The following is a 19,951-nucleotide window of genomic DNA, read 5'->3' as shown; positions in this document are numbered from 1 at the left end:
GCATTGTTGGTTCTCGTTGTATTGCAGATATCGAAGCATTGTTGGTTCTCGTTGCATTGCGGATATCACGGTGTAATCCGATGCTGTATTCTGATTAACGCAATGTTAGTTAGCTGCAGTATTGATATAATCTGAGGTGCTACATTGTTCTTTTATTGGCTATTGTGATGTTGTTGCATTGTGAGTATTGCAGTATTGATTCGTATAAGGTCATTGCGACGATAAGTCATTTCGACTGGTGAATTTAACGATGAACATACTGAACTCAAAGAGCAATATGAGTGGCAATGTGAGTAATATATTTAATGTTATGTCTGGTGGTGCAATGATACTCGCCAGCACAAAGCAAGCAAAATAAATATATTTACGATAATGTTTCAAAGAATATGTATCTATAAGATCGAATTTTGCAAGACCCATAAATAATATTGGTAATTGAAATAGAATGCCAAATGTAAATAACCAACGTATGAGTTCAATCAAATATGCTTTAAAGCCAATAACAGGCGAAATGTTTAAAGTTAATGATAATTTTAACGCGAATTGAATGATCATTGGAAAGCCAACATAAAATGCAAAAGCGACGCCAGCACAGAATAATAACACGCTGAAAAAACTATATTTATAAATAAATTGACGTTCATTATTATGTAATCCAGGTGCAATGAATGCCCATAATTGATAAAACATGACTGGTGAAATGAAACAAAATGCGATGAAAAATATAATCATCACGTATATTTGGATCATTTCTGTGAATGAAAATGCATGTAAGGACACATGTGCACGGGTAATATACGTTATGAATGGTGTCATCCACCAAAATGATGAAACATATACGACGATGACCGCAATGACGAACGACAATAAAATTTTTACTAACCGTTGGCGTAGTTCGCTAAAGTGAACCATTAATGTATCATCAGTGCTATTGCTCTCGCTGTTGCTTCGATTCCTTACTGGGTGTATCGTGAGACTCTTTATCTAAATCTTCTGTAGCAGATTTAAATTCTTTTAAAGTAGAACCGATAGCACGACCAAATTGTGGTAATTTTTTCGGACCAAAAATAATTAAAGCGATAATGCTAATGACGACAAGACTTGTTGGACCTGTGATGCCTAAAATAAAAGTGTTAGTTATCATGATAATCAACCTCACTCATAAGTAGTATATAGTATTTACTTTATACCGAACGATAATGATTATCAACAAATTTTATATAATAATTAAAATATTGCTATAAACACAACTTACTGAGGTATTAATTCTGAAATAATAGCTTGTTCTTGCAAGTCGATATAAGTACAAGTACCAGCTTGAATATCGATATGCCATTTATAAATGCCAGCTTGAGCCATTTCATCACAAAATGTTTCGAAATCTGTTTGTCCTTGTTGATGTCTAGTTAATACATCTTGAACGATAGATTGATTTGAACTTGGAGCGACAGGATGATTACTTTTTACAGATGACGTAACGATATCATCTTCTGATTGATGTACGTATGTTGCTGTGCCATCTTGAATATTGACGATATTGTAAGTCATCCCCATATCTTTAAAAGCCTTGAATAGTTTTGGAAAATCAACACCAGTAAATTGTTGATGTGCTTGTTGAATTGCAGATAATTTAAATGCCATAATAATCTCCTTTGAATGGTTTGATTTAGTGAAAATGCGTGCATCATACTAAAATTAGAATGCTGTTAATTATGCAGGAAGGTGTAACGAAAGTAAACAATTATGACTTGTAGGTGTTGAGGTGTGTGTTTCAAAATGTCATACATAGGTGGACACTTATATTTTTTGTGTAGATTTGACAAATATAGTTGTCAAAAAGACAATTATCATTTACAGTGTAGTTGAGGAGTTGATGCGATGTGCGTAATCGATTGAAAGAATTACGAGCACGAGATGGCTTAAACCAAACGCAGCTTGCTAAACAAGCGGGTGTTTCAAGACAAACTATTTCGCTAATTGAGCGAAACAACTTTATGCCATCGGTATTAACTGCAATAAAGATTGCTCGTATCTTCAATGAAAAGGTGGAAACTATTTTTATTATTGAGGAGGATGAGGTTTGAAAATACTAAGATATATCGGATATCTTTTACTAGGTGGACTTGTAGGTGGTATCATAGGTGGAATTTTAGGTAACTTTGATGGATTGGGTATTGAGAATTTGACGTTCGCAACGCATAACAATGTCGTTGTAATATCAATTATTGCGACTATAATCATCATATTAATAGAAATCATTGTTTTGATGAATCAAAGACGTGCATTGAAGTATAAGCGACTTGTAGATGAAGAGGTAGATAACGAAGAAACAGATCAATATGAATTGCTTGCGAATCGTCATGTTTTAAATGGAAGTATATTAAGTATTCTACAGACAGTTATTGCCTTGTTAGTGTTGCTTATTTTTGTGGTAGGACAAGCTGAAGTAAATGGAATACTATTATTTTTAATACCATTTTTTGCTAGTGCTATTTTCAATACACAATTTACGCTGTTTAATAGAAGATTTGATGATAGAATGCCAAAAATTGCAGATAAGAATTACACTGAAAAGCGATTGGAAATATTGGATGAAGGTGAACACCATATAGAATTAATTGCATTATTTAAAACATATGCAATCAACTTATCCATATTGATACTAGCCATTATTTTTATAGGGTCTTATTCAATTGCTACAGGAATTAATCAAAGCTTTAGTTTGCTACTTATCATTGCTATTTTCATATATAACGCCTTTAGTTATTTATTGAAGAGAAGACGTTTTTATTAAAATTAAACAAAGAGGAGCATGGATATGACAACATTGTTAAACTTAGATCGTGTGAACAAACAATACAAGTCTTCGGATTTTAAATTACAAGATGCATCTTTAACGATTTCTACCAATGAGACAGTTGGATTAATTGGGAAAAATGGCTCAGGTAAATCGACATTAATTAATATTCTAGTAGGCAATCGACATAAAGATAACGGTAGTATCACATTTTTTGGGGAAGAACATGCTATTGATGATGTCGAATATAAAGAACACATAGGTGTAGTGTTTGATGATTTGAGAGTACCTAATAAATTGACTATTAAAGATATTGATAAAGTATTTCAATCTATTTATATGACTTGGAATAGTCAAAAATTCTTTGATTTAATCAAATATTTCGAGTTGCCACTACAAACTAAAATTAAAACTTTTTCAAGAGGGATGCGAATGAAGATAGCTTTGACGATTGCGCTTTCTCATGATGTGAAGCTATTGATCTTAGATGAAGCAACTGCGGGTATGGATGTTTCTGGACGAGAAGAAGTAATGGAACTATTAGAAGATTTTGTCGCGCAAGGTGGAGGCATCTTAATATCATCTCATATTTCTGAAGATATAGAACAATTAGCGGATAAATTAGTGTTTATGAAAGATGGACGAATGATTTTAACTGAACAGAAAGATATACTTTTAGCACAATATGGAATTGTTACGACAGAAGATAAAGATGTTGAAATTCCTAAGCATTTAATCATTGCTTCTAGATTATCGAAGGGGAAATATCAAATTTTAGTTAAAGATTATGCAGAAATTGAAAATGCAGAACCTTTAAAACACATTGATGACGCTACGAAAATCATAATGCGAGGTGAAGTATAATGAAAGGTATGTTCCTAAGTAGTTTTTATGCAACGAGAAAGCAAACATATATTTATTTTATAGTCGCTATCATAGCTGCGGGATACTTTGCAGTATTTAATCCGTTGATGAGTTCGGCAATGGCTGGGGTTATGTTAATTACACCTATTACTGATAATATTAAACATGAAAAAGACTCAAGATGGATGTATTATGTATCTACTTTACCGGTTAAACGTAGTGATTATATTAAGTCATACTTTGCCTTTTATTTAATCTTATTCGGTGCAAGTTTAATGATTGGATTAGTTGTGACTACGATTGTGACCCAAAGTGTGATGATTGGTATTATGTCAGGTTTAATGAGTTTTGGTATCATAGGGGCATACTCTATCATTTTCCCATTGACATTTAAATTTGGCGCTGAAAACTCCAATGTCATTATGATATGTGCATCTATACTACTACTTATTTCTTTCGTGGTCTTTTTCTTTATATATGGTATGGTTAGTGGTGCATCTGCATTAGAATTTGAAAAAATTAGCACTGGAGGATGGCTAGTTGTCATAGTATATGCGGTTATCGGTATAGTTATAACAAGTGTTTCTTATATATCGTCTATTAAAATTTTTAACAAACAAGAACTATAATCAATATTCTTGGTGTGAAGCTAGTCATTGAAATAATATTTAGAGCAGGTGATAAATCTTTACGATTGTCATCTGTTCTTTTTGGTGTGGAATGAAATGCGGGGTGATAAGTATAGGTGACATATCTAGATTGATTTATTTGTTTTGAGGTGGTTATGTTGTGAGGGAATTATTTCCTTTTAGATAGTGGGGGTTAGAGAATATATGTTATTTATGAGTATCATTTGATGATTGTATAGGCTAACGATTTCCTCGGAAATATTTAAAAACCTCGATCATGTATCATAACTGAAGTTTGTCACAAAGTATAATGTGAAGTTCGACACTTTTGGATTCAGTTCAAATACTTTGACCGAGGTAAATACTATTTATTCATGTTTATTACGTAGACGTTGATTTTTAAAATAAATCAGCATGATACAGAAGGTTGCAACTGATACTGAGATAATCATTACATGGTCGTGACCTTTAAATAAAAGGCTGACAATATAAGACATAACGAGTATCCCTAGTGAATATGAAATATACTTCGCATTTGTCAATTCGTTATGGAAATAAGGCGTGATTAACCATAATCCAATATAGAATATTAAAACACTGATATACATCATATTAATTTCAAACAAGTCATTTAATTTATTGTTATTACTAAAAACAATTGCGGCATTAATCACACCTAAAGCGATATTGATTAATAAATGCGTATACGATAAACGGAAACCGATAGATGACAATTTATGATTAATGTAATTTTCAGTAATGATCCAATATACACCGAAAAGACTAATTAAAATCATAAATTGGAATATATAAATGTAACTAAAATGATCAATGCTAAATGATGACGAAGCTAAACCAACCAGTACCTCGCCAAAGATGATAATTGTCAGTAATGAAAAACGTTCTACTAAATGCATCATATTAACAGGTGATAATACGAGATATTTTTGAAATGGAATAAGTCCTGTCGATGCAATGAATACGCCTAAAAATCCAGGGATGTAATGGATACTTTGTGGTAGTACTAATGATAGAAATGATAAAAATGAAATCACAAAGGCTACGGTCGCAAAAGCTTGACATGTACGCTTATCGCCATAATCTAATCCTGTACGTATATGTAATAAATACTGTAATCCGATACTTAAATACATAATTGCCACGCATAAGAAGAATGGGAAGAATGTCTTTTCAAAGTCCGGATATAGGCTGTTAGATAGGAAGACCATGATAAACATATTAAACATCATAAACGAGACGTCTTTGAATGTAACTTGACCAAATCGATTTGTAAAAAATGTTTGATGAGACCACATTAACCATAAGAACAAACTCATGACGATGTATTTGAAAAATAAATCAGCTGAAATGGAACCATTTTGTGTTGTTAAAATCACATGTGCAATTTTTTGAATGGCATAGACGAAAATTAAATCAAAGAACAACTCATGGAATCCTGCACGCTTTTCAGCTAAATGTTTTGGTGTTAATGCATTAACCATAAAATTTTAACTCCTTTAAGGTGTGTAATTAATTTACTAAGTATACTATTTATTTTTTCTAGTGAATAGGGGCAGATTTGACGATGAAATGGAAGGAGGGGTGACAGGGAGCTGGTTGCGGCATTAACAGTTATCAGCGATTTAATATTTGAATAGAGACGTCATGGTTTGAAAAAGTAGATGGTGAAATTGATGGTGAAACAAGCTGTGAATAGCGATGCAATGATAGATAGCATTTAATTAGAGTCATTACGCGAAATGATTAATGATAATTTGTGGTAAATCAAAGCATAATTTTGTACTATAGATGAGGATGATAGAGCATATTTAAGAGTGTGAAATGTTAAAGTGAAACCGTTTACGTTTCCGATTGCCCAAACAAATTACATCATTGTATAATATGATTTGTTAAATGTATAACAAGAATGAAAATGTAACATACGTAGCAATTGGTTTCATAAATTGGATGTTAGTGGCGTATTGGTTCATTAGACGTATTAGTAATAAAATTGTATATATCATAAGGAGATGAATATGACATGACGAGAGTCGTATTAGCAGCAGCATACAGGACACCTATTGGCGTTTTTGGAGGTGCGTTTAAAGACGTGCCAGCCTATGATTTAGGTGCGACTTTAATAGAACATATTATTAAAGAGACGGGTTTGAATCCAAGTGAGATTAATGAAGTCATCATCGGTAACGTACTACAAGCAGGACAAGGACAAAATCCAGCACGAATTGCTGCTATGAAAGGTGGCTTGCCAGAAACAGTACCTGCATTTACAGTGAATAAAGTATGTGGTTCTGGGTTAAAGTCGATTCAATTAGCATATCAATCTATTGTGACTGGTGAAAATGACATCGTGCTAGCTGGCGGTATGGAGAATATGTCTCAATCACCAATGCTTGTCAACAACAGTCGCTTTGGTTTTAAAATGGGACATCAATCAATGGTTGATAGCATGGTATATGATGGTTTAACAGATGTATTTAATCAATATCATATGGGTATTACTGCTGAAAATTTAGTAGAGCAATATGGTATTTCAAGAGAAGAACAAGATACATTTGCTGTAAACTCACAACAAAAAGCAGTACGTGCACAGCAAAATGGTGAATTTGATAGTGAAATAGTTCCAGTATCGATTCCTCAACGTAAAGGTGAACCAATCGTTGTCACTAAGGATGAAGGTGTACGTGAAAATGTATCAGTTGAAAAATTAAGTCGCTTAAGACCAGCTTTCAAAAAAGACGGTACAGTTACAGCAGGTAATGCATCAGGAATCAATGATGGTGCTGCGATGATGTTAGTCATGTCAGAAGACAAAGCTAAAGAATTAAATATCGAACCATTGGCAGTGCTTGATGGCTTTGGAAGTCATGGTGTAGATCCTGCTATTATGGGTATTGCCCCAGTTGACGCTGTTGAAAAGGCTTTGAAACGTAGTAAAAAAGAATTAAGTGATATTGATGTATTTGAATTAAATGAAGCATTTGCAGCACAATCATTAGCTGTTGATCGTGAATTAAAATTACCTCCTGAAAAGGTGAATGTTAAAGGTGGCGCTATTGCATTAGGACATCCTATTGGTGCATCTGGTGCTAGAGTTTTAGTGACATTATTGCATCAACTGAATGATGAAGTTGAAACTGGTTTAACATCATTGTGTATTGGTGGCGGTCAAGCTATCGCTGCAGTTGTATCAAAGTATAAATAATAAGAAAACAGGTTATCACAACAGTATTAATTACATGTTGGCATAACCTGTTTTTATTTGTTTATGGATTTATTGGGTAATATTAGTCATTTGATGGTTTAATTGCAAATGCTCTAACAGGGAACCCAGGTGCATCTTTTGGTTTAGGGCTGATAGCGTAAATGATGGCGCCACGAGTTGGTAATTGATCTAAATTAGTTAATAACTCGACTTGGTATTTATCCTGACCAAGAATATAACGTTCGCCAACTAAATCACCATTTTTTACAACGTCCACAGATGCATCGGTATCGAATGTTTCATGACCAACAGCTTCAACACGGCGTTCTTCAATTAAGCACTTCAAAGCATCTAATCCCCAACCCGGTGCATGTTGTTGTCCGTTCGCATCTTTGTTTTCAAACGTTTCAATATTAGGCCAACGTTTTGACCAATCGGTACGAAGTGCAACAAAAGTGCCAGGTTCAATAGTACCATGCTCTTTTTCCCATGCTTCTATATGCGCACGTGTTACGATGAAATCATTGTTGTTCGCTACTTCTGTTGAAAAGTCTAATACAATTAACGGCAATACCAATTCTTTTAAATCAATGTCTTCTAAATAACGTTTATTCTCGACAAAGTGAATTGGTGCATCAATGTGAGTACCATATTGCGTTACAATATTCCAACGTTGCACATAGAAACCATGATCTTTAACCGTGAATAAAGTTGAAACTTCGCCTTTTTCAAACTCACTAAAACGTGGTATTTCCGGATCAAACGTATGCGTTAAATCAACCCAAGTTGCTTGTTTTAAAGTATTTAATTGTTGCCATAAAGGATATTGTGTCATAAAATCACCCGTTTTTAGTTTATTATATGATAAATGCTGCGATTATTCTTGGCGTTTAGCTTTAACAGCATTCACAAGCACAGTCAATGCATCTTTAACTTCTTCTTCTTTTCGCGTTTTCAAACCACAGTCAGGGTTTACCCAGAATAATGAGCGGTCGATTTGTTGTAGTGAACGATTGATTGCTGTAGTAATTTCTTCTTTTGTTGGAATACGTGGACTATGAATATCATATACACCTAGACCAATACCTAAATCATAATTAATATCTTCAAAGTCTTTAATTAAATCACCATGGCTACGAGATGTTTCAATTGAAATAACATCAGCATCTAAGTCATGAATAGCATGAATGATTTGACCGAATTGAGAATAACACATATGTGTATGGATTTGAGTTTCATCACGAACTGAAGACGTTGCAAGTTTAAATGATAAAACAGCATCTTTAAGATATTGTTCGTGATATTCAGAGCGTAATGGTAAGCCTTCACGTAATGCAGGTTCGTCAACTTGGATAACTTTGATTCCTGCAGCTTCAAGTGCTAATACTTCTTCGTTGATTGCTAAAGCAATTTGATCTTGAACAACTTTACGTGGTAAATCAACACGTTCAAATGACCAGTTTAGAATTGTTACAGGTCCAGTTAACATACCTTTAACTGGTTTATCTGTTAAGCTTTGTGCATAAACTGTTTCATCAACAGTTAAAGGCGCTGTCCATTTTACATCACCATAAATGATTGGTGGTTTTACGGCACGTGAACCATATGATTGCACCCAACCGAATTTAGTTACTAGGAAACCTTGTAATTTTTCTCCGAAGAATTCAACCATGTCATTACGTTCAAATTCACCGTGAACTAATACATCTAAGCCGATGTCTTCTTGAATTTTAATCCATCGAGCAATTTCATTTTTTAAGAATGTTTCATATGCTTCGTCTGTAATGCGTTTGTTTTTCCAATCTGCACGGTATTTTCGAACTTCTCGGCTTTGTGGGAATGATCCAATAGTTGTTGTTGGTAAATCCGGTAAGTTCAAACGTTTTTGTTGTTGTTCAATACGTTGCGCGAATGGTGATTGTCTTGAAGTACGCACGCTTTCGAAATCATAATCTAAGTTTTTGAATGATTGATTTTGGAAGCGCTCATAACGTGCTTTTAATTTATCATATTTAACACTATCGTTTTGATTAAATAGGCGACGCAATGCATCTAATTCGTCTAATTTTTCAGTTGCAAAGCTTAAGCCTTCGCCAACACTTGTATCTAATGTTTCATCATCTAAAGATACTGGAACATGTAATAATGAAGATGATGGTTGAATGACAAGTTCATTAGTGTGTGCTAACAATTTATCGATTAAGACTTTTTTAGCTTCAATGTCACTTGCCCATACATTACGACCATCAATAATTCCAGCATATAATGTTTTTGATTTATCAAAATCTCCAGCTTCAATTTGTTTAAGGTTATAGCCATTATCATGGACAAAGTCTAATCCTAAACCACCAACAGGTAAAGAACTTAAGAATTTAAGATGTGCACGTTCGAAGTATGTTTGAATGACTAATTTTTTAGCAACACCAGCTTTTTCGAAATAGTCATAAGCTTCACGTGTAATATTTTCATAGCTTTCACTGTCGTCTGTAACTAAGATTGGCTCATCAACTTGAATGTACTCAGCACCTGCATCAATTAATGATTCAAACACTTCTTTATAAAGTGGTAATAACGTTTTAACTTTTTCTTCAAAAGTTTGGTGACCGCCTTTTGATAATTTAACAAAAGTAATCGGACCAACAATAACAGGGTGAGCATTAACATTTAAAGATTGCGCGTATTTAAAGCGATCTAATAATACATTGCGACTCACTTTAGGCTCAACATTGTCCCATTCAGGTACGATGTAATGATAGTTAGTGTTAAACCATTTTATAAGTGCACTTGCAACATGGTCTTTATTACCGCGAGCTATATCAAATAATAAGTCATCATCGATAGTTCTTCCTTGGAAACGTTCTGGGATGATGTTGAATAATAATGACGTATCTAAAATGTGGTCATATAAAGAGAAATCACCAACTGGGATGCTATCTAAGTGATAGTACTTTTGTAATAATAAATTTTCTTTATGTAGATCAGTTAATGTTTGATCTAATTCTTCTTTAGAAATCTTCTTTGCCCAATAACTTTCGATGGCTTTTTTCCATTCTCTTTTTCTACCTAATCTTGGGAATCCTAAGTTTGATGTTTTAATTGTTGTCATAATATTGCCTCCTTGTGAGCAGTAATAGATTTTGAGTATGCTGCAAGTTCTAATGAATCTTCGACATTTTGAAACGGTGTGATAATGTATAAACCATTAAAATATTCATGAACAGTATCGATTAAATCCTTTGAAAGCTTAAGGCTTAGTTCACGAGTTTTGGCTTTATCATCTTTAACTGCTTCAAATTGTTGTAAAATTTCATCTGACATCTTGATTCCTGGCACTTCATTATGCAAAAAGAGTGCGTTTTTGTAACTTGCGATAGGCATAATGCCTATGAAAAATGGTTTGTTCAAGTGCTTAGTGGCATGGTAAATTTCAATGATTTTCTCTTTGCTGTACACGGGTTGTGTTATAAAATAAGACATTCCGCTTTCTATCTTTTTCTCTAGTCGTTTTACGGCACCATCTAATTTACGAACATTAGAGTTAAAGGCGCCAGCGATGTTGAAGTGTGTACGTTTCTTCAGCGCATCACCGTCAGTGTTAATACCTTGATTAAATCTTAGAGCGAGTTCAGTTAATCCTTTAGAATTAACATCATAGACATTGGTTGCACCAGGTAGGTGACCAACTTTTGAAGGATCACCAGTTATGGCTAATATTTCGTTAACGCCAATGAGTGATAATCCAAGTAAATGAGACTGCAAGCCGATTAAGTTTCGGTCTCGACATGTAATATGTACGAGTGGTTCAATATTGTAATATTGTTTAATTAAGCTTGCAGCAGCAATGTTGCTAATTCTGACAGTTGCCAATGAATTATCTGCGAGTGTTACCGCATCTACATTAGCTTTTTCAAGTTTAGCGATATTTTCAAAAAATCTATCCGTGTCTAAATGTTTCGGTGTATCCAATTCGATAATAACGGTTGGACGTTCTTGAACCTTAGATGTTAATGATTGTCTAACTTTATTTTGAGATGGATTGAAAAGTGCTTTCGTTGGTATCGGAATCACTTTTTTGTCATTAACAGGTTTAAGTGTCTGAATAGATTCTTTAATAAATTTGATGTGCTCAGGCGTTGTACCACAGCAACCACCAATTAAACGAACACCTTCGCGAATTAGATTTTGAGCAACTTGACCGAAATATTGTGCATTGTCACTATACTTAAATTCACTATTTTCAATATCTAATAAGCTGGCATTTGGATAACAAGATAAGTATGCGTGCTCTGGTAATTCAATATGTGTGAAAGACTCTTGCATATGGTGTGGGCCATGATGACAATTGAGTCCCACGATGTTTGCACCACATTGAACGAGTTGTTTTAATCCTTCATTGATTGCCTGACCATTAACTAAGTAATTTGTGTTTGAAGCGGTTAATTGAGCAATGATTGGAATGTCGTATTTCTTTCTCGTTCGTGAAATGACATTTGTTAGCTCTTCTAGGTCGTAATACGTTTCGAAAAGTAGCGCGTCAACACCTTCTTCAATCAAGGTGTCTATTTGAATTTCAGTATGATAAAGAATAGTTTGTAAGCTGATATCCTCTTGTTTGATACCTCTAAACCCACCAACTGTGCCTAATATATACGTATCTTTATTTGCTGCTTTTTTTGCGATGCGAACGGCTGCTTGATGTATAGCCTTAACTTTATCTTCAAGACCGAATCGTTTTAACTTTTCAAAATTTGCACCATAAGTATTGGTTTGAATGACATCAGCACCGGCTTCAATATATGAACGATGGATACGTTCAACTTTATCTGGATGGCTAAGGTTATATGCTTCTGGGCAGGTGTCTAAACCTTCAGAGTATAAAATAGTTCCAATAGCGCCATCAGCTACTAAAACATTATCTTTCAAGTGTGTGAGGAATTGACTCATTGAATGCCTCCTTTAATGCGTATTTGATGTCTGCAATGAGTTCATCAGGATCTTCGAGACCAACACTTAATCGGAACAGACCGAAAGTGATACCACGTTCTTGTCTCACTTCTTCAGGTAGTGCAGCGTGAGACATTGTTGCTGGATGTGAAAGTATCGTTTCAACACCGCCCAGACTCACTGAAACGAGTGGTAATGTCAGTGCATCGACAAATTGTTGTGCTTTAGACTCATCAGCTAAACGAAAGCCAATAACGGCACCGCCATTTTTAGCTTGTTCTAAATGAGTAGCAGTAAGTCCCGGATAATAAACTTCTGAAATTTCATCTTGCTTTATTAAAAATGACACGATTTTTTGCGCGTTTTCGACAGATTGTTTAAATCTGATTGGAAATGTTTTCAAATGTTTAGCAAGCGTCCAGCTATCTTGAGCAGATAACATATTGCCCGTACCATTTTGTATTAAATAAAGTGCTTCACTCATTGCTTCATTATTAGTAATGACAGCACCAGCAATTAAATCGCTATGTCCACTTAAAAATTTTGTAGCACTATGAATGACGATATCAGCGCCAAGTAATAAAGGTGATTGACCTAACGGTGTCATAAATGTATTGTCCACAGCTACCAGTAGTTCATGCTTTTCGGCTATTTTAGAAACAGCTTTGATATCAGTAATTTTAAAACAGGGATTCGATGGTGTTTCGATATAAATTAATTTTGTGTTTGATTGAATGGCACCCTCGATTTGTTCGAGCTTGGTAGTATCTACGGTTGTAAATTCAATATTAAATCGATTCAAAATTTGCTCAGTGAGGCGAAAAGTACCGCCATATACATCATCGGGTAAGATGACATGATCACCAGATTTGAAAGTCAAAAGTACTGCTGAAATAGCAGCAATACCTGATGCAAAAGCAAAAGCGAATTTCCCCTGTTCTAATCGTGCTAACTTCTCTTCTAAAAGTTCACGGTTAGGGTTGCCACTTCGTGCATAATCATATTTAACATCGCCACCAAGACTTGTTTGATGGAATGTTGAAGAATCATAGAGTGGTGGGTTAGCTGAATGATATTCCACACCTCTACGCCAATCGAATATCACTTCTGTCTCTTTTGAAAGTGTCATACAATCTCTCCAATCTGAGCTTTATCTAATGCTTGGATGATATCGCGTTCGATGTCTTCATAATTTTCAACACCTAGTGATAAGCGGATTAAATACTCATCAATGCCACGTTTATCTTTTTCAGCATCTGGCATATCAACATGTGTTTGGGTGTAAGGGAAGGTCACTAATGTTTCAGTACCTCCTAAACTTTCTGCAAAAATGCAAATGTCTAAATTTTCTAATAATTTAGCGACGCTATAGGCCTTGTTAAGTCTTAAACTAAGCATGCCAGTTTGCCCGCTATATAGTACTTCGTCAATTGCTTGAAGTGACTGACATTTTCAGCAAGTTTTCTTGCGTTTGATTGCGCACGCTCAATGCGTAAATGCAAAGTTTTAAGTCCACGTAACAACAAATAACTATCTATTGGTGATAGTGTTGCGCCAGTCATGTTGTGAAAATCAAACAACTTTTGCGCGAGTGATTCATCTTTGACGGTTACGACACCTGCTAGTACATCGTTATGTCCACCAATATATTTCGTAGCTGAATGTAAGACTATATCAGCACCTTCTGCTAATGGTGTTGAAAGATAAGGTGTTAAAAAAGTATTGTCGATAATTGACAATAAGCCTTTAGCTTTACAAAGTTGATAGTACGGCTTTACATCAATAGCAATCATTTGTGGATTGGATATTGGTTCAATGAATAATGCTACTGTTTTATCAGTGATTTCTTTTTCAACTTGTTCATAATCTGTAAAATCAACGTACTTAAATTTGATATCGTATTGTTGCTCGTAAAATTCAAATAATCTAAATGTGCCGCCGTATAAATCGAATGAAACTAAAATTTCATCGTGTGGTTTAAATAAATTACATATTAATTGAATGGCTGACATTCCACTTGATGTAGCGAATGATGCAATACCATGCTCAAGTTTGGCAAAACAGGTTTCAAATGTTGAGCGTGTAGGATTTTTAGTACGTGTATAATCAAATCCTGTCGATTGTCCTAGTTTTGGATGCTTGTAGGCAGTAGATAAATGGATTGGATTCGCTATAGCACCGGTTGAATCATCAGTTAATGTGATTTGGGCTAACTGTGTATCCTTCATATTAAGACCCTCCTAGTAAGAAAAAATAAAAAAGCTTCCGTCCTTCGTACCCGAATGAATCGGATAAAAAGGACGAAAGCTTATGTTTCGCGGTACCACCTTTATTTGTTATTCCATCGCTGAAATAACCTTATTCAGTACGCATTAAAAGTAAATATGCTTACTGAACAATTATCACAATTTAAGTCGTTAAGTAAGGATACAGTAATGTGCTATCCCATACTTATTAACAAAAAATCGTGCGTAAAGAATCCAGTACGCCATTTAACATCAATGTTAATACTGTATCGCTATAACGGGCGAACCCGTAGACACCTCATATTGGCATCAACACTCCAAGGCCATTTTCAAACACGCTTTCAAAATCTTCTCTCAGCTACTAAAGACTCTCTGTATAAGCAGGGTGTGTTTTACTTTCCTCTTTATTGTGTTTACGTTTCATTAAACTGTTATAAGATATTAATTAGCTTACAGAGTAAAAAAAGATTTGTCAACAATTATTCAGAAAATTTTGATTTAAAAGTTAATTTGTTTGTGAAATTGTAATTGGTATCTTGAAGTTGAAAAATGAATTATTTTTTAAATAAAGTGTGGTTAATGGTTGTCTGACTCATTTAGAATACATAAAATATATTTAACTGTTGTTATCAAATAAAAAGTGATGTGAGTGAATTGTCAAAAAGTGAAGATCAACGTATTACTAAAACAAAAGATGAACAAATTAAGCAAATAGATATATCGGATATCAAACCGAATCCGTATCAGCCCCGAAAAACTTTCGATGAAAATCATTTAAATGATTTGGCAGATTCAATTAAGCAATATGGTATTTTGCAACCAATTGTGCTTAGAAAAACAGTTCAAGGTTATTACATTGTAGTTGGTGAAAGAAGGTTTAGAGCTTCGAAAATTGCTGGTCTAAAATACGTATCAGCGATTATCAAAGATTTAACAGATGAAGATATGATGGAACTGGCGGTCATCGAAAATTTACAACGAGAAGACTTAAATGCGATTGAAGAAGCTGAAAGTTATCAACGTTTGATGACAGATTTGAAAATTACGCAACAAGAAGTAGCGAAGCGATTGAGTAAGTCGCGCCCGTATATAGCGAATATGTTGAGGTTATTACATTTACCGAAAAAGATTGCTGACATGGTAAAAGATGGGCGACTGACAAGTGCACATGGACGAACGTTATTGGCAATTAAAGATGAACAACAAATGCTTAGGTTAGCGAAACGGGTTGTTAAAGAAAAGTGGAGTGTTAGATATTTAGAAAACCATGTTAATGAATTAAAAAATGTTTCGTCAAAGTCGGAAACAGACAAAGTAGATATAACTAAGCCTAAATTTATAAAGCAACAAGAACGACAGTTGCGAGAACAGTATGGCGCAAAAGTAGATATATCGATAAAAAAATCAGTCGGCAAAATCTCATTTGAGTTTGAATCGCAAGATGACTTTGTGAGAATCATTAAACAATTAAATCGTAAGTATGGTAAATAGTTACACAATTTTATATAATATCACTTTGTGAATCTATAGAAATATCGATAGTTATCTATATTCTTTGAAGATGATGCGACTTCAGTAGGTTGGAAGCATACAATAATATTAATAAAATTATTTGAGACTATATAGAAGGGAGTAACGCTAATTATGGATCAAGTTATGAGTATTATTTCATCGCTATTCGAACCATTAACTAAAATTGAAACATATGAAAGTGTCGCTACTAAATTAGCGATGATAATTATATATATTATCGTTGCATTAATCGTAATTAAAATACTTGATAAAATGATTGCCCAAGGATTTAAAATACAAAACAAGAGTAAAAAGGGTAATAAAAAACGTTCGAAAACATTAATATCATTGGTGCAAAATGTTGTTAAATATATTGTGTGGTTTATAGTTGTAACTACCATTTTAAGTAAATTTGGCATTAGTGTTGAAGGAGTAATTGCAAGTGCTGGTGTCGTAGGCCTAGCAGTAGGTTTTGGTGCTCAAACTATAGTTAAAGACGTAATTACAGGATTCTTTATTATATTTGAAAACCAGTTTGATGTAGGTGATTATGTTAAGATAAACAACGGTGGTACAACTGTAGCAGAGGGAACAGTTAAATCAATTGGACTCCGTTCAACACGCATTAATACAATATCTGGGGAACTTACAATCTTGCCAAATAGTAGTATGGGTGAAATAACGAATTACTCAATTACAAATGGAACAGCAATTGTTAAAATTCCAGTATCTGTAGATGAAAATATTGATAATGTTGAGAAGAAATTAAACAAATTATTTACATCTCTGCGTAGTAAATATTATTTATTTGTAAGTGATCCTGTTGTGATTGGTATTGATGCCTTTGAAGATACTAGAGTAATATTAAGGGTTTCAGCAGAAACTATACCAGGTGAAGGTTTCTCTGGTGCGCGTATTATTCGTAAAGAAGTACAAAAAATGTTTTTACAAGAAGGTATTAAGACACCACAACCAATAATGACACCTTTTAATCATAGTGAAAACGGTGTTTAGTAGTTTATAATACATGGAGGTCATATTTAATGGCGTCAAAATATGGAATAAATGATATAGTAGAAATGAAAAAACAACATGCGTGTGGAACCAATCGTTTTAAAATTATTAGAATGGGTGCTGACATTAGAATTAAGTGTGAAAATTGTCAACGAAGCATTATGATTCCACGTCAAACGTTTGATAAAAAACTAAAAAAAATCATCGTATCTCAGGATGATACACAAAGATAGGAGAATGATTCATGGCTTTAACAGCAGGTATCGTTGGCTTGCCAAACGTTGGTAAATCAACATTATTTAATGCAATTACAAAGGCGGGTGCCTTGGCAGCAAACTATCCGTTCGCAACTATAGACCCAAACGTGGGTATTGTAGAAGTGCCAGATGCAAGACTACTTAAATTAGAAGAAATGGTTCAACCTAAAAAAACATTACCTACTACATTTGAATTTACAGATATTGCCGGAATTGTTAAAGGTGCTTCTAAAGGTGAAGGTTTAGGTAATAAATTCTTATCACATATTAGAGAAGTAGATGCAATTTGTCAGGTTGTTCGTGCTTTTGACGATGATAATGTAACACATGTAGCTGGTCGAGTTGATCCAATTGATGACATCGAAGTTATCAATATGGAATTAGTACTTGCAGACTTAGAATCAGTTGAAAAACGCTTACCTAGAATTGAAAAATTGGCACGTCAAAAAGATAAGACTGCGGAAATGGAAGTGCGTATTTTAACAACTATTAAAGAAGCTTTAGAAAATGGTAAACCCGCTCGTAGTATTGACTTTAATGAAGAAGATCAAAAATGGGTGAATCAAGCGCAATTACTGACTTCTAAAAAAATGCTTTATATCGCTAATGTTGGTGAAGATGAAATTGGTGATGATGATAATGATAAAGTAAAAGCGATTCGTGAATATGCAGCGCAAGAAGACTCTGAAGTGATTGTTATTAGTGCAAAAATTGAAGAAGAAATTGCTACATTAGATGATGAAGATAAAGAAATGTTCTTAGAAGATTTAGGTATCGAAGAACCAGGATTAGATCGATTAATTAGAACAACTTATGAATTATTAGGATTATCAACATATTTTACTGCTGGTGTGCAAGAAGTACGTGCTTGGACATTTAAACAAGGTATGACTGCACCTCAATGTGCTGGTATCATTCATACTGATTTTGAACGTGGATTTATCCGTGCCGAAGTAACAAGTTATGACGACTATGTACAATATGGTGGCGAAAGTGGCGCTAAAGAAGCGGGCAGACAACGATTAGAAGGTAAAGAATATATTATGCAAGATGGCGATATCGTTCATTTCAGATTTAATGTATAAACGATAGAGTGAAGTTAATTAAATAGTATATATGTAGAAGAGGCGGAATCAATTGTTCGCCTCTTTTAATTATGCGTATAATTTATTAAAAGAATGGAATAATTTTACTCGCGTTAATAATATCTTGAGTGCTGAAAAATTGTTTGCCTTCGCCAGTATAAGCAGGCTCTAAAACAAGATTAGCCTTTGCACAATAAAGCCATTCAGGATGAATGCCACTATTAAGTATCTCTTGGAATTCTTGAAAATCTTTAGACCAATCAATATTTAAATTCATTCCTTACCACCTCACAATCATTATAGAACATGTGTTCGCTTTTGTGAAGTGTATTTTTAAAAATATCATAGAAAATTTCAAATGAATTAATGTCAAAAATGATATGAAGAGTAGTTTGAATTATTATTGTAAAAAGTAATGGCGCATGATATAATTCTTTATTGTGAGTAATGAAAATTATTCCTTGCTTATCTGTTTTAAGATTGATAAGCCGTATAGACCACAAGGAGGTGCAAATATAAAATGAGAACATATGAAGTTATGTACATCGTACGCCCAAACATTGAGGAAGATGCTAAAAAAGCGTTAGTTGAACGTTTCAACGGTATCTTAGCTACTGAAGGTGCAGAAGTTTTAGAAGCAAAAGACTGGGGTAAACGTCGCCTAGCTTATGAAATCAATGATTTCAAAGATGGCTTCTACAACATCGTACGTGTTAAATCTGATAACAACAAAGCTACTGACGAATTCCAACGTCTAGCTAAAATCAGTGACGATATCATTCGTTACATGGTTATTCGTGAAGACGAAGACAAGTAATAATTAGAGGGGGCGTTTAAATGCTAAATAGAGTTGTATTAGTAGGTCGTTTAACGAAAGATCCGGAATACAGAACCACTCCCTCAGGTGTGAGTGTAGCGACATTCACTCTTGCAGTAAATCGTACGTTCACGAATGCTCAAGGGGAGCGCGAAGCAGATTTTATTAACTGTGTTGTTTTTAGAAGACAAGCAGATAATGTAAATAACTATTTATCTAAAGGTAGTTTAGCTGGTGTAGATGGTCGCTTACAATCCCGTAATTATGAAAATCAAGAAGGTCGTCGTGTGTTTGTTACTGAAGTTGTGTGTGATAGCGTTCAATTCCTTGAACCTAAAAATGCACAACAAAATGGTGGCCAACGTCAACAAAATGAATTCCAAGATTACGGTCAAGGATTCGGTGGTCAACAATCAGGACAAAACAATTCGTACAATAATTCATCAAACACGAAACAATCTGATAATCCATTTGCAAATGCAAACGGACCGATTGATATAAGTGATGATGACTTACCATTCTAATAAAAATTAACGAAATTAAAGCGAAAAAATTATCAAAGG

The 19,951-nt window shown here is 34.2% G+C and carries 20 protein-coding genes, 1 pseudogene and 1 other annotated feature; of the genes and pseudogenes, 11 read left to right on the top strand and 10 right to left on the bottom strand.

Annotated features, from left to right (window positions below; all coding sequences use genetic code 11):
* Nucleotides 1–210 precede the first annotated feature (210 nt).
* From tatC to NST10_RS08345, 3 genes are all read right to left on the bottom strand, one after another.
* Nucleotides 211–912 carry a twin-arginine translocase subunit TatC gene (gene tatC / locus NST10_RS08355; RefSeq protein WP_001573569.1) on the bottom strand — a complete coding sequence of 234 codons (702 nt, stop codon included), beginning with the start codon at nt 910–912 and terminating at the stop codon, nt 211–213.
* A 16-nt stretch (nt 913–928) separates the two neighbouring features.
* Entirely contained in the window at nt 929–1,153 is a 225-nt protein-coding gene (locus NST10_RS08350) for a twin-arginine translocase TatA/TatE family subunit (protein WP_001794540.1), read from the bottom strand.
* Between the two features lie 98 nt (nt 1,154–1,251).
* Complete coding sequence (locus NST10_RS08345) at nt 1,252–1,641, bottom strand: DUF1398 family protein (protein ID WP_000874686.1); 390 nt, start codon at nt 1,639–1,641, stop codon at nt 1,252–1,254.
* 239 nt (nt 1,642–1,880) lie between these two features.
* Between NST10_RS08345 and NST10_RS08340 the strand changes: the two genes are divergently transcribed.
* The 4 genes from NST10_RS08340 to NST10_RS08325 are packed head-to-tail and all read left to right on the top strand — an operon-like array spanning nt 1,881 to nt 4,290.
* Nucleotides 1,881–2,084 carry a helix-turn-helix transcriptional regulator gene (locus tag NST10_RS08340; protein ID WP_001246011.1) on the top strand — a complete coding sequence of 68 codons (204 nt, stop codon included), beginning with the start codon at nt 1,881–1,883 and terminating at the stop codon, nt 2,082–2,084.
* Nucleotides 2,081–2,794, top strand: coding sequence for a DUF3169 family protein (locus NST10_RS08335; protein WP_000698754.1), 714 nt, complete (start codon nt 2,081–2,083; stop codon nt 2,792–2,794). Before NST10_RS08340 ends, NST10_RS08335 begins: the two co-directional genes overlap by 4 nt.
* Nucleotides 2,795–2,818: 24 nt before the next feature.
* Entirely contained in the window at nt 2,819–3,661 is an 843-nt protein-coding gene (locus NST10_RS08330; protein ID WP_000209478.1) for an ABC transporter ATP-binding protein, read from the top strand.
* Nucleotides 3,661–4,290, top strand: a complete 630-nt coding sequence (locus tag NST10_RS08325) for an ABC-2 transporter permease (RefSeq protein ID WP_000677718.1) — start codon at nt 3,661–3,663, stop codon at nt 4,288–4,290. The genes NST10_RS08330 and NST10_RS08325 overlap by 1 nt, the downstream gene beginning before the upstream one ends.
* 368 nt (nt 4,291–4,658) lie before the next feature.
* Here the strand turns inward: NST10_RS08325 and NST10_RS08320 are convergent, their stop codons facing one another.
* Entirely contained in the window at nt 4,659–5,792 is a 1,134-nt protein-coding gene (locus NST10_RS08320; RefSeq protein ID WP_000245695.1) for a low temperature requirement protein A, read from the bottom strand.
* Nucleotides 5,793–6,331: 539 nt separating this feature from the next.
* Here NST10_RS08320 and NST10_RS08315 point away from each other — a divergent pair.
* Nucleotides 6,332–7,513, top strand: coding sequence for an acetyl-CoA C-acetyltransferase (locus NST10_RS08315; RefSeq protein WP_000199080.1), 1,182 nt, complete (start codon nt 6,332–6,334; stop codon nt 7,511–7,513).
* 82 nt (nt 7,514–7,595) lie between these two features.
* Here the strand turns inward: NST10_RS08315 and NST10_RS08310 are convergent, their stop codons facing one another.
* The 5 genes and pseudogenes from NST10_RS08310 to NST10_RS08290 form a co-directional block, all read right to left on the bottom strand.
* Nucleotides 7,596–8,348 (bottom strand): cyclase family protein, encoded by a 753-nt coding sequence (locus tag NST10_RS08310; RefSeq protein ID WP_000195908.1) that lies wholly within the window; start codon nt 8,346–8,348, stop codon nt 7,596–7,598.
* A 42-nt stretch (nt 8,349–8,390) separates the two neighbouring features.
* The gene (gene metE, locus NST10_RS08305) at nt 8,391–10,619 is read right to left on the bottom strand and encodes a 5-methyltetrahydropteroyltriglutamate--homocysteine S-methyltransferase (protein ID WP_000207619.1); all 2,229 of its coding nucleotides are present in this window, start codon (nt 10,617–10,619) and stop codon (nt 8,391–8,393) included.
* Nucleotides 10,616–12,457 (bottom strand): bifunctional homocysteine S-methyltransferase/methylenetetrahydrofolate reductase, encoded by a 1,842-nt coding sequence (locus NST10_RS08300; protein ID WP_339209397.1) that lies wholly within the window; start codon nt 12,455–12,457, stop codon nt 10,616–10,618. The genes metE and NST10_RS08300 overlap by 4 nt, the downstream gene beginning before the upstream one ends.
* Nucleotides 12,426–13,586, bottom strand: a complete 1,161-nt coding sequence (gene metC, locus NST10_RS08295; protein ID WP_000175858.1) for a cystathionine beta-lyase MetC — start codon at nt 13,584–13,586, stop codon at nt 12,426–12,428. The genes NST10_RS08300 and metC overlap by 32 nt, the downstream gene beginning before the upstream one ends.
* A pseudogene (locus NST10_RS08290) lies at nt 13,583–14,685 on the bottom strand (PLP-dependent transferase). The gene metC and the pseudogene NST10_RS08290 overlap by 4 nt, the downstream one beginning before the upstream one ends.
* Nucleotides 14,686–14,750: 65 nt before the next feature.
* Nucleotides 14,751–15,120, bottom strand: a binding site (T-box leader).
* 228 nt (nt 15,121–15,348) lie between these two features.
* Here NST10_RS08290 and NST10_RS08285 point away from each other — a divergent pair.
* From NST10_RS08285 to ychF, 4 genes are all read left to right on the top strand, one after another.
* Nucleotides 15,349–16,194: a ParB/RepB/Spo0J family partition protein gene (locus NST10_RS08285; protein ID WP_001573568.1), complete on the top strand. Its 846-nt coding sequence runs from the start codon at nt 15,349–15,351 to the stop codon at nt 16,192–16,194.
* A gap of 153 nt (nt 16,195–16,347) precedes the next feature.
* Complete coding sequence (locus NST10_RS08280) at nt 16,348–17,229, top strand: mechanosensitive ion channel family protein (protein WP_000373076.1); 882 nt, start codon at nt 16,348–16,350, stop codon at nt 17,227–17,229.
* Between the two features lie 29 nt (nt 17,230–17,258).
* Complete coding sequence (locus tag NST10_RS08275) at nt 17,259–17,462, top strand: DUF951 domain-containing protein (RefSeq protein ID WP_000157348.1); 204 nt, start codon at nt 17,259–17,261, stop codon at nt 17,460–17,462.
* Between the two features lie 11 nt (nt 17,463–17,473).
* Entirely contained in the window at nt 17,474–18,571 is a 1,098-nt protein-coding gene (gene ychF, locus NST10_RS08270; protein ID WP_001218732.1) for a redox-regulated ATPase YchF, read from the top strand.
* Nucleotides 18,572–18,656: 85 nt separating this feature from the next.
* Here the strand turns inward: ychF and NST10_RS08265 are convergent, their stop codons facing one another.
* Nucleotides 18,657–18,848, bottom strand: a complete 192-nt coding sequence (locus NST10_RS08265; protein WP_001052483.1) for a hypothetical protein — start codon at nt 18,846–18,848, stop codon at nt 18,657–18,659.
* A 243-nt stretch (nt 18,849–19,091) separates the two neighbouring features.
* Here NST10_RS08265 and rpsF point away from each other — a divergent pair, with 243 nt between their 5' ends.
* Both rpsF and ssb read left to right on the top strand, forming a co-directional pair.
* Nucleotides 19,092–19,388 carry a 30S ribosomal protein S6 gene (gene rpsF / locus NST10_RS08260; protein ID WP_001261460.1) on the top strand — a complete coding sequence of 99 codons (297 nt, stop codon included), beginning with the start codon at nt 19,092–19,094 and terminating at the stop codon, nt 19,386–19,388.
* 20 nt (nt 19,389–19,408) lie between these two features.
* On the top strand, nt 19,409–19,912 hold the full coding sequence (ssb, locus tag NST10_RS08255) for a single-stranded DNA-binding protein (protein WP_000934799.1): 504 nt from the start codon (nt 19,409–19,411) through the stop codon (nt 19,910–19,912).
* The last annotated feature ends 39 nt before the right edge of the window (nt 19,913–19,951 follow it).

The sequence above is a fragment of the Staphylococcus sp. FSL W8-0305 genome, from assembly GCF_037966415.1.
In the GTDB taxonomy this organism is placed as follows: domain Bacteria; phylum Bacillota; class Bacilli; order Staphylococcales; family Staphylococcaceae; genus Staphylococcus; species Staphylococcus aureus.
The sequence above is the reverse complement of the archived record's forward strand: the minus strand, read 5'-3'. Positions and strand labels throughout refer to the sequence as shown.

Bases quoted from the DNA above. Each gene is read 5' to 3' on its own strand.
- ssb (WP_000934799.1), top strand. From the start codon at position 19,409: ATGCTAAATAGAGTTGTATTAGTAGGTCGTTTAACGAAAGATCCGGAA.
- metC (WP_000175858.1), bottom strand. From the start codon at position 13,586: ATGACACTTTCAAAAGAGACAGAAGTGATATTCGATTGGCGTAGAGGT.
- NST10_RS08300 (WP_339209397.1), bottom strand. From the start codon at position 12,457: ATGAGTCAATTCCTCACACACTTGAAAGATAATGTTTTAGTAGCTGAT.
- rpsF (WP_001261460.1), top strand. From the start codon at position 19,092: ATGAGAACATATGAAGTTATGTACATCGTACGCCCAAACATTGAGGAA.
- metE (WP_000207619.1), bottom strand. From the start codon at position 10,619: ATGACAACAATTAAAACATCAAACTTAGGATTCCCAAGATTAGGTAGA.
- NST10_RS08325 (WP_000677718.1), top strand. From the start codon at position 3,661: ATGAAAGGTATGTTCCTAAGTAGTTTTTATGCAACGAGAAAGCAAACA.
- NST10_RS08265 (WP_001052483.1), bottom strand. From the start codon at position 18,848: ATGAATTTAAATATTGATTGGTCTAAAGATTTTCAAGAATTCCAAGAG.
- ychF (WP_001218732.1), top strand. From the start codon at position 17,474: ATGGCTTTAACAGCAGGTATCGTTGGCTTGCCAAACGTTGGTAAATCA.
- NST10_RS08320 (WP_000245695.1), bottom strand. From the start codon at position 5,792: ATGGTTAATGCATTAACACCAAAACATTTAGCTGAAAAGCGTGCAGGA.
- NST10_RS08310 (WP_000195908.1), bottom strand. From the start codon at position 8,348: ATGACACAATATCCTTTATGGCAACAATTAAATACTTTAAAACAAGCA.
- NST10_RS08345 (WP_000874686.1), bottom strand. From the start codon at position 1,641: ATGGCATTTAAATTATCTGCAATTCAACAAGCACATCAACAATTTACT.
- NST10_RS08275 (WP_000157348.1), top strand. From the start codon at position 17,259: ATGGCGTCAAAATATGGAATAAATGATATAGTAGAAATGAAAAAACAA.
- NST10_RS08280 (WP_000373076.1), top strand. From the start codon at position 16,348: ATGGATCAAGTTATGAGTATTATTTCATCGCTATTCGAACCATTAACT.
- tatC (WP_001573569.1), bottom strand. From the start codon at position 912: ATGGTTCACTTTAGCGAACTACGCCAACGGTTAGTAAAAATTTTATTG.
- NST10_RS08330 (WP_000209478.1), top strand. From the start codon at position 2,819: ATGACAACATTGTTAAACTTAGATCGTGTGAACAAACAATACAAGTCT.
- NST10_RS08315 (WP_000199080.1), top strand. From the start codon at position 6,332: ATGACGAGAGTCGTATTAGCAGCAGCATACAGGACACCTATTGGCGTT.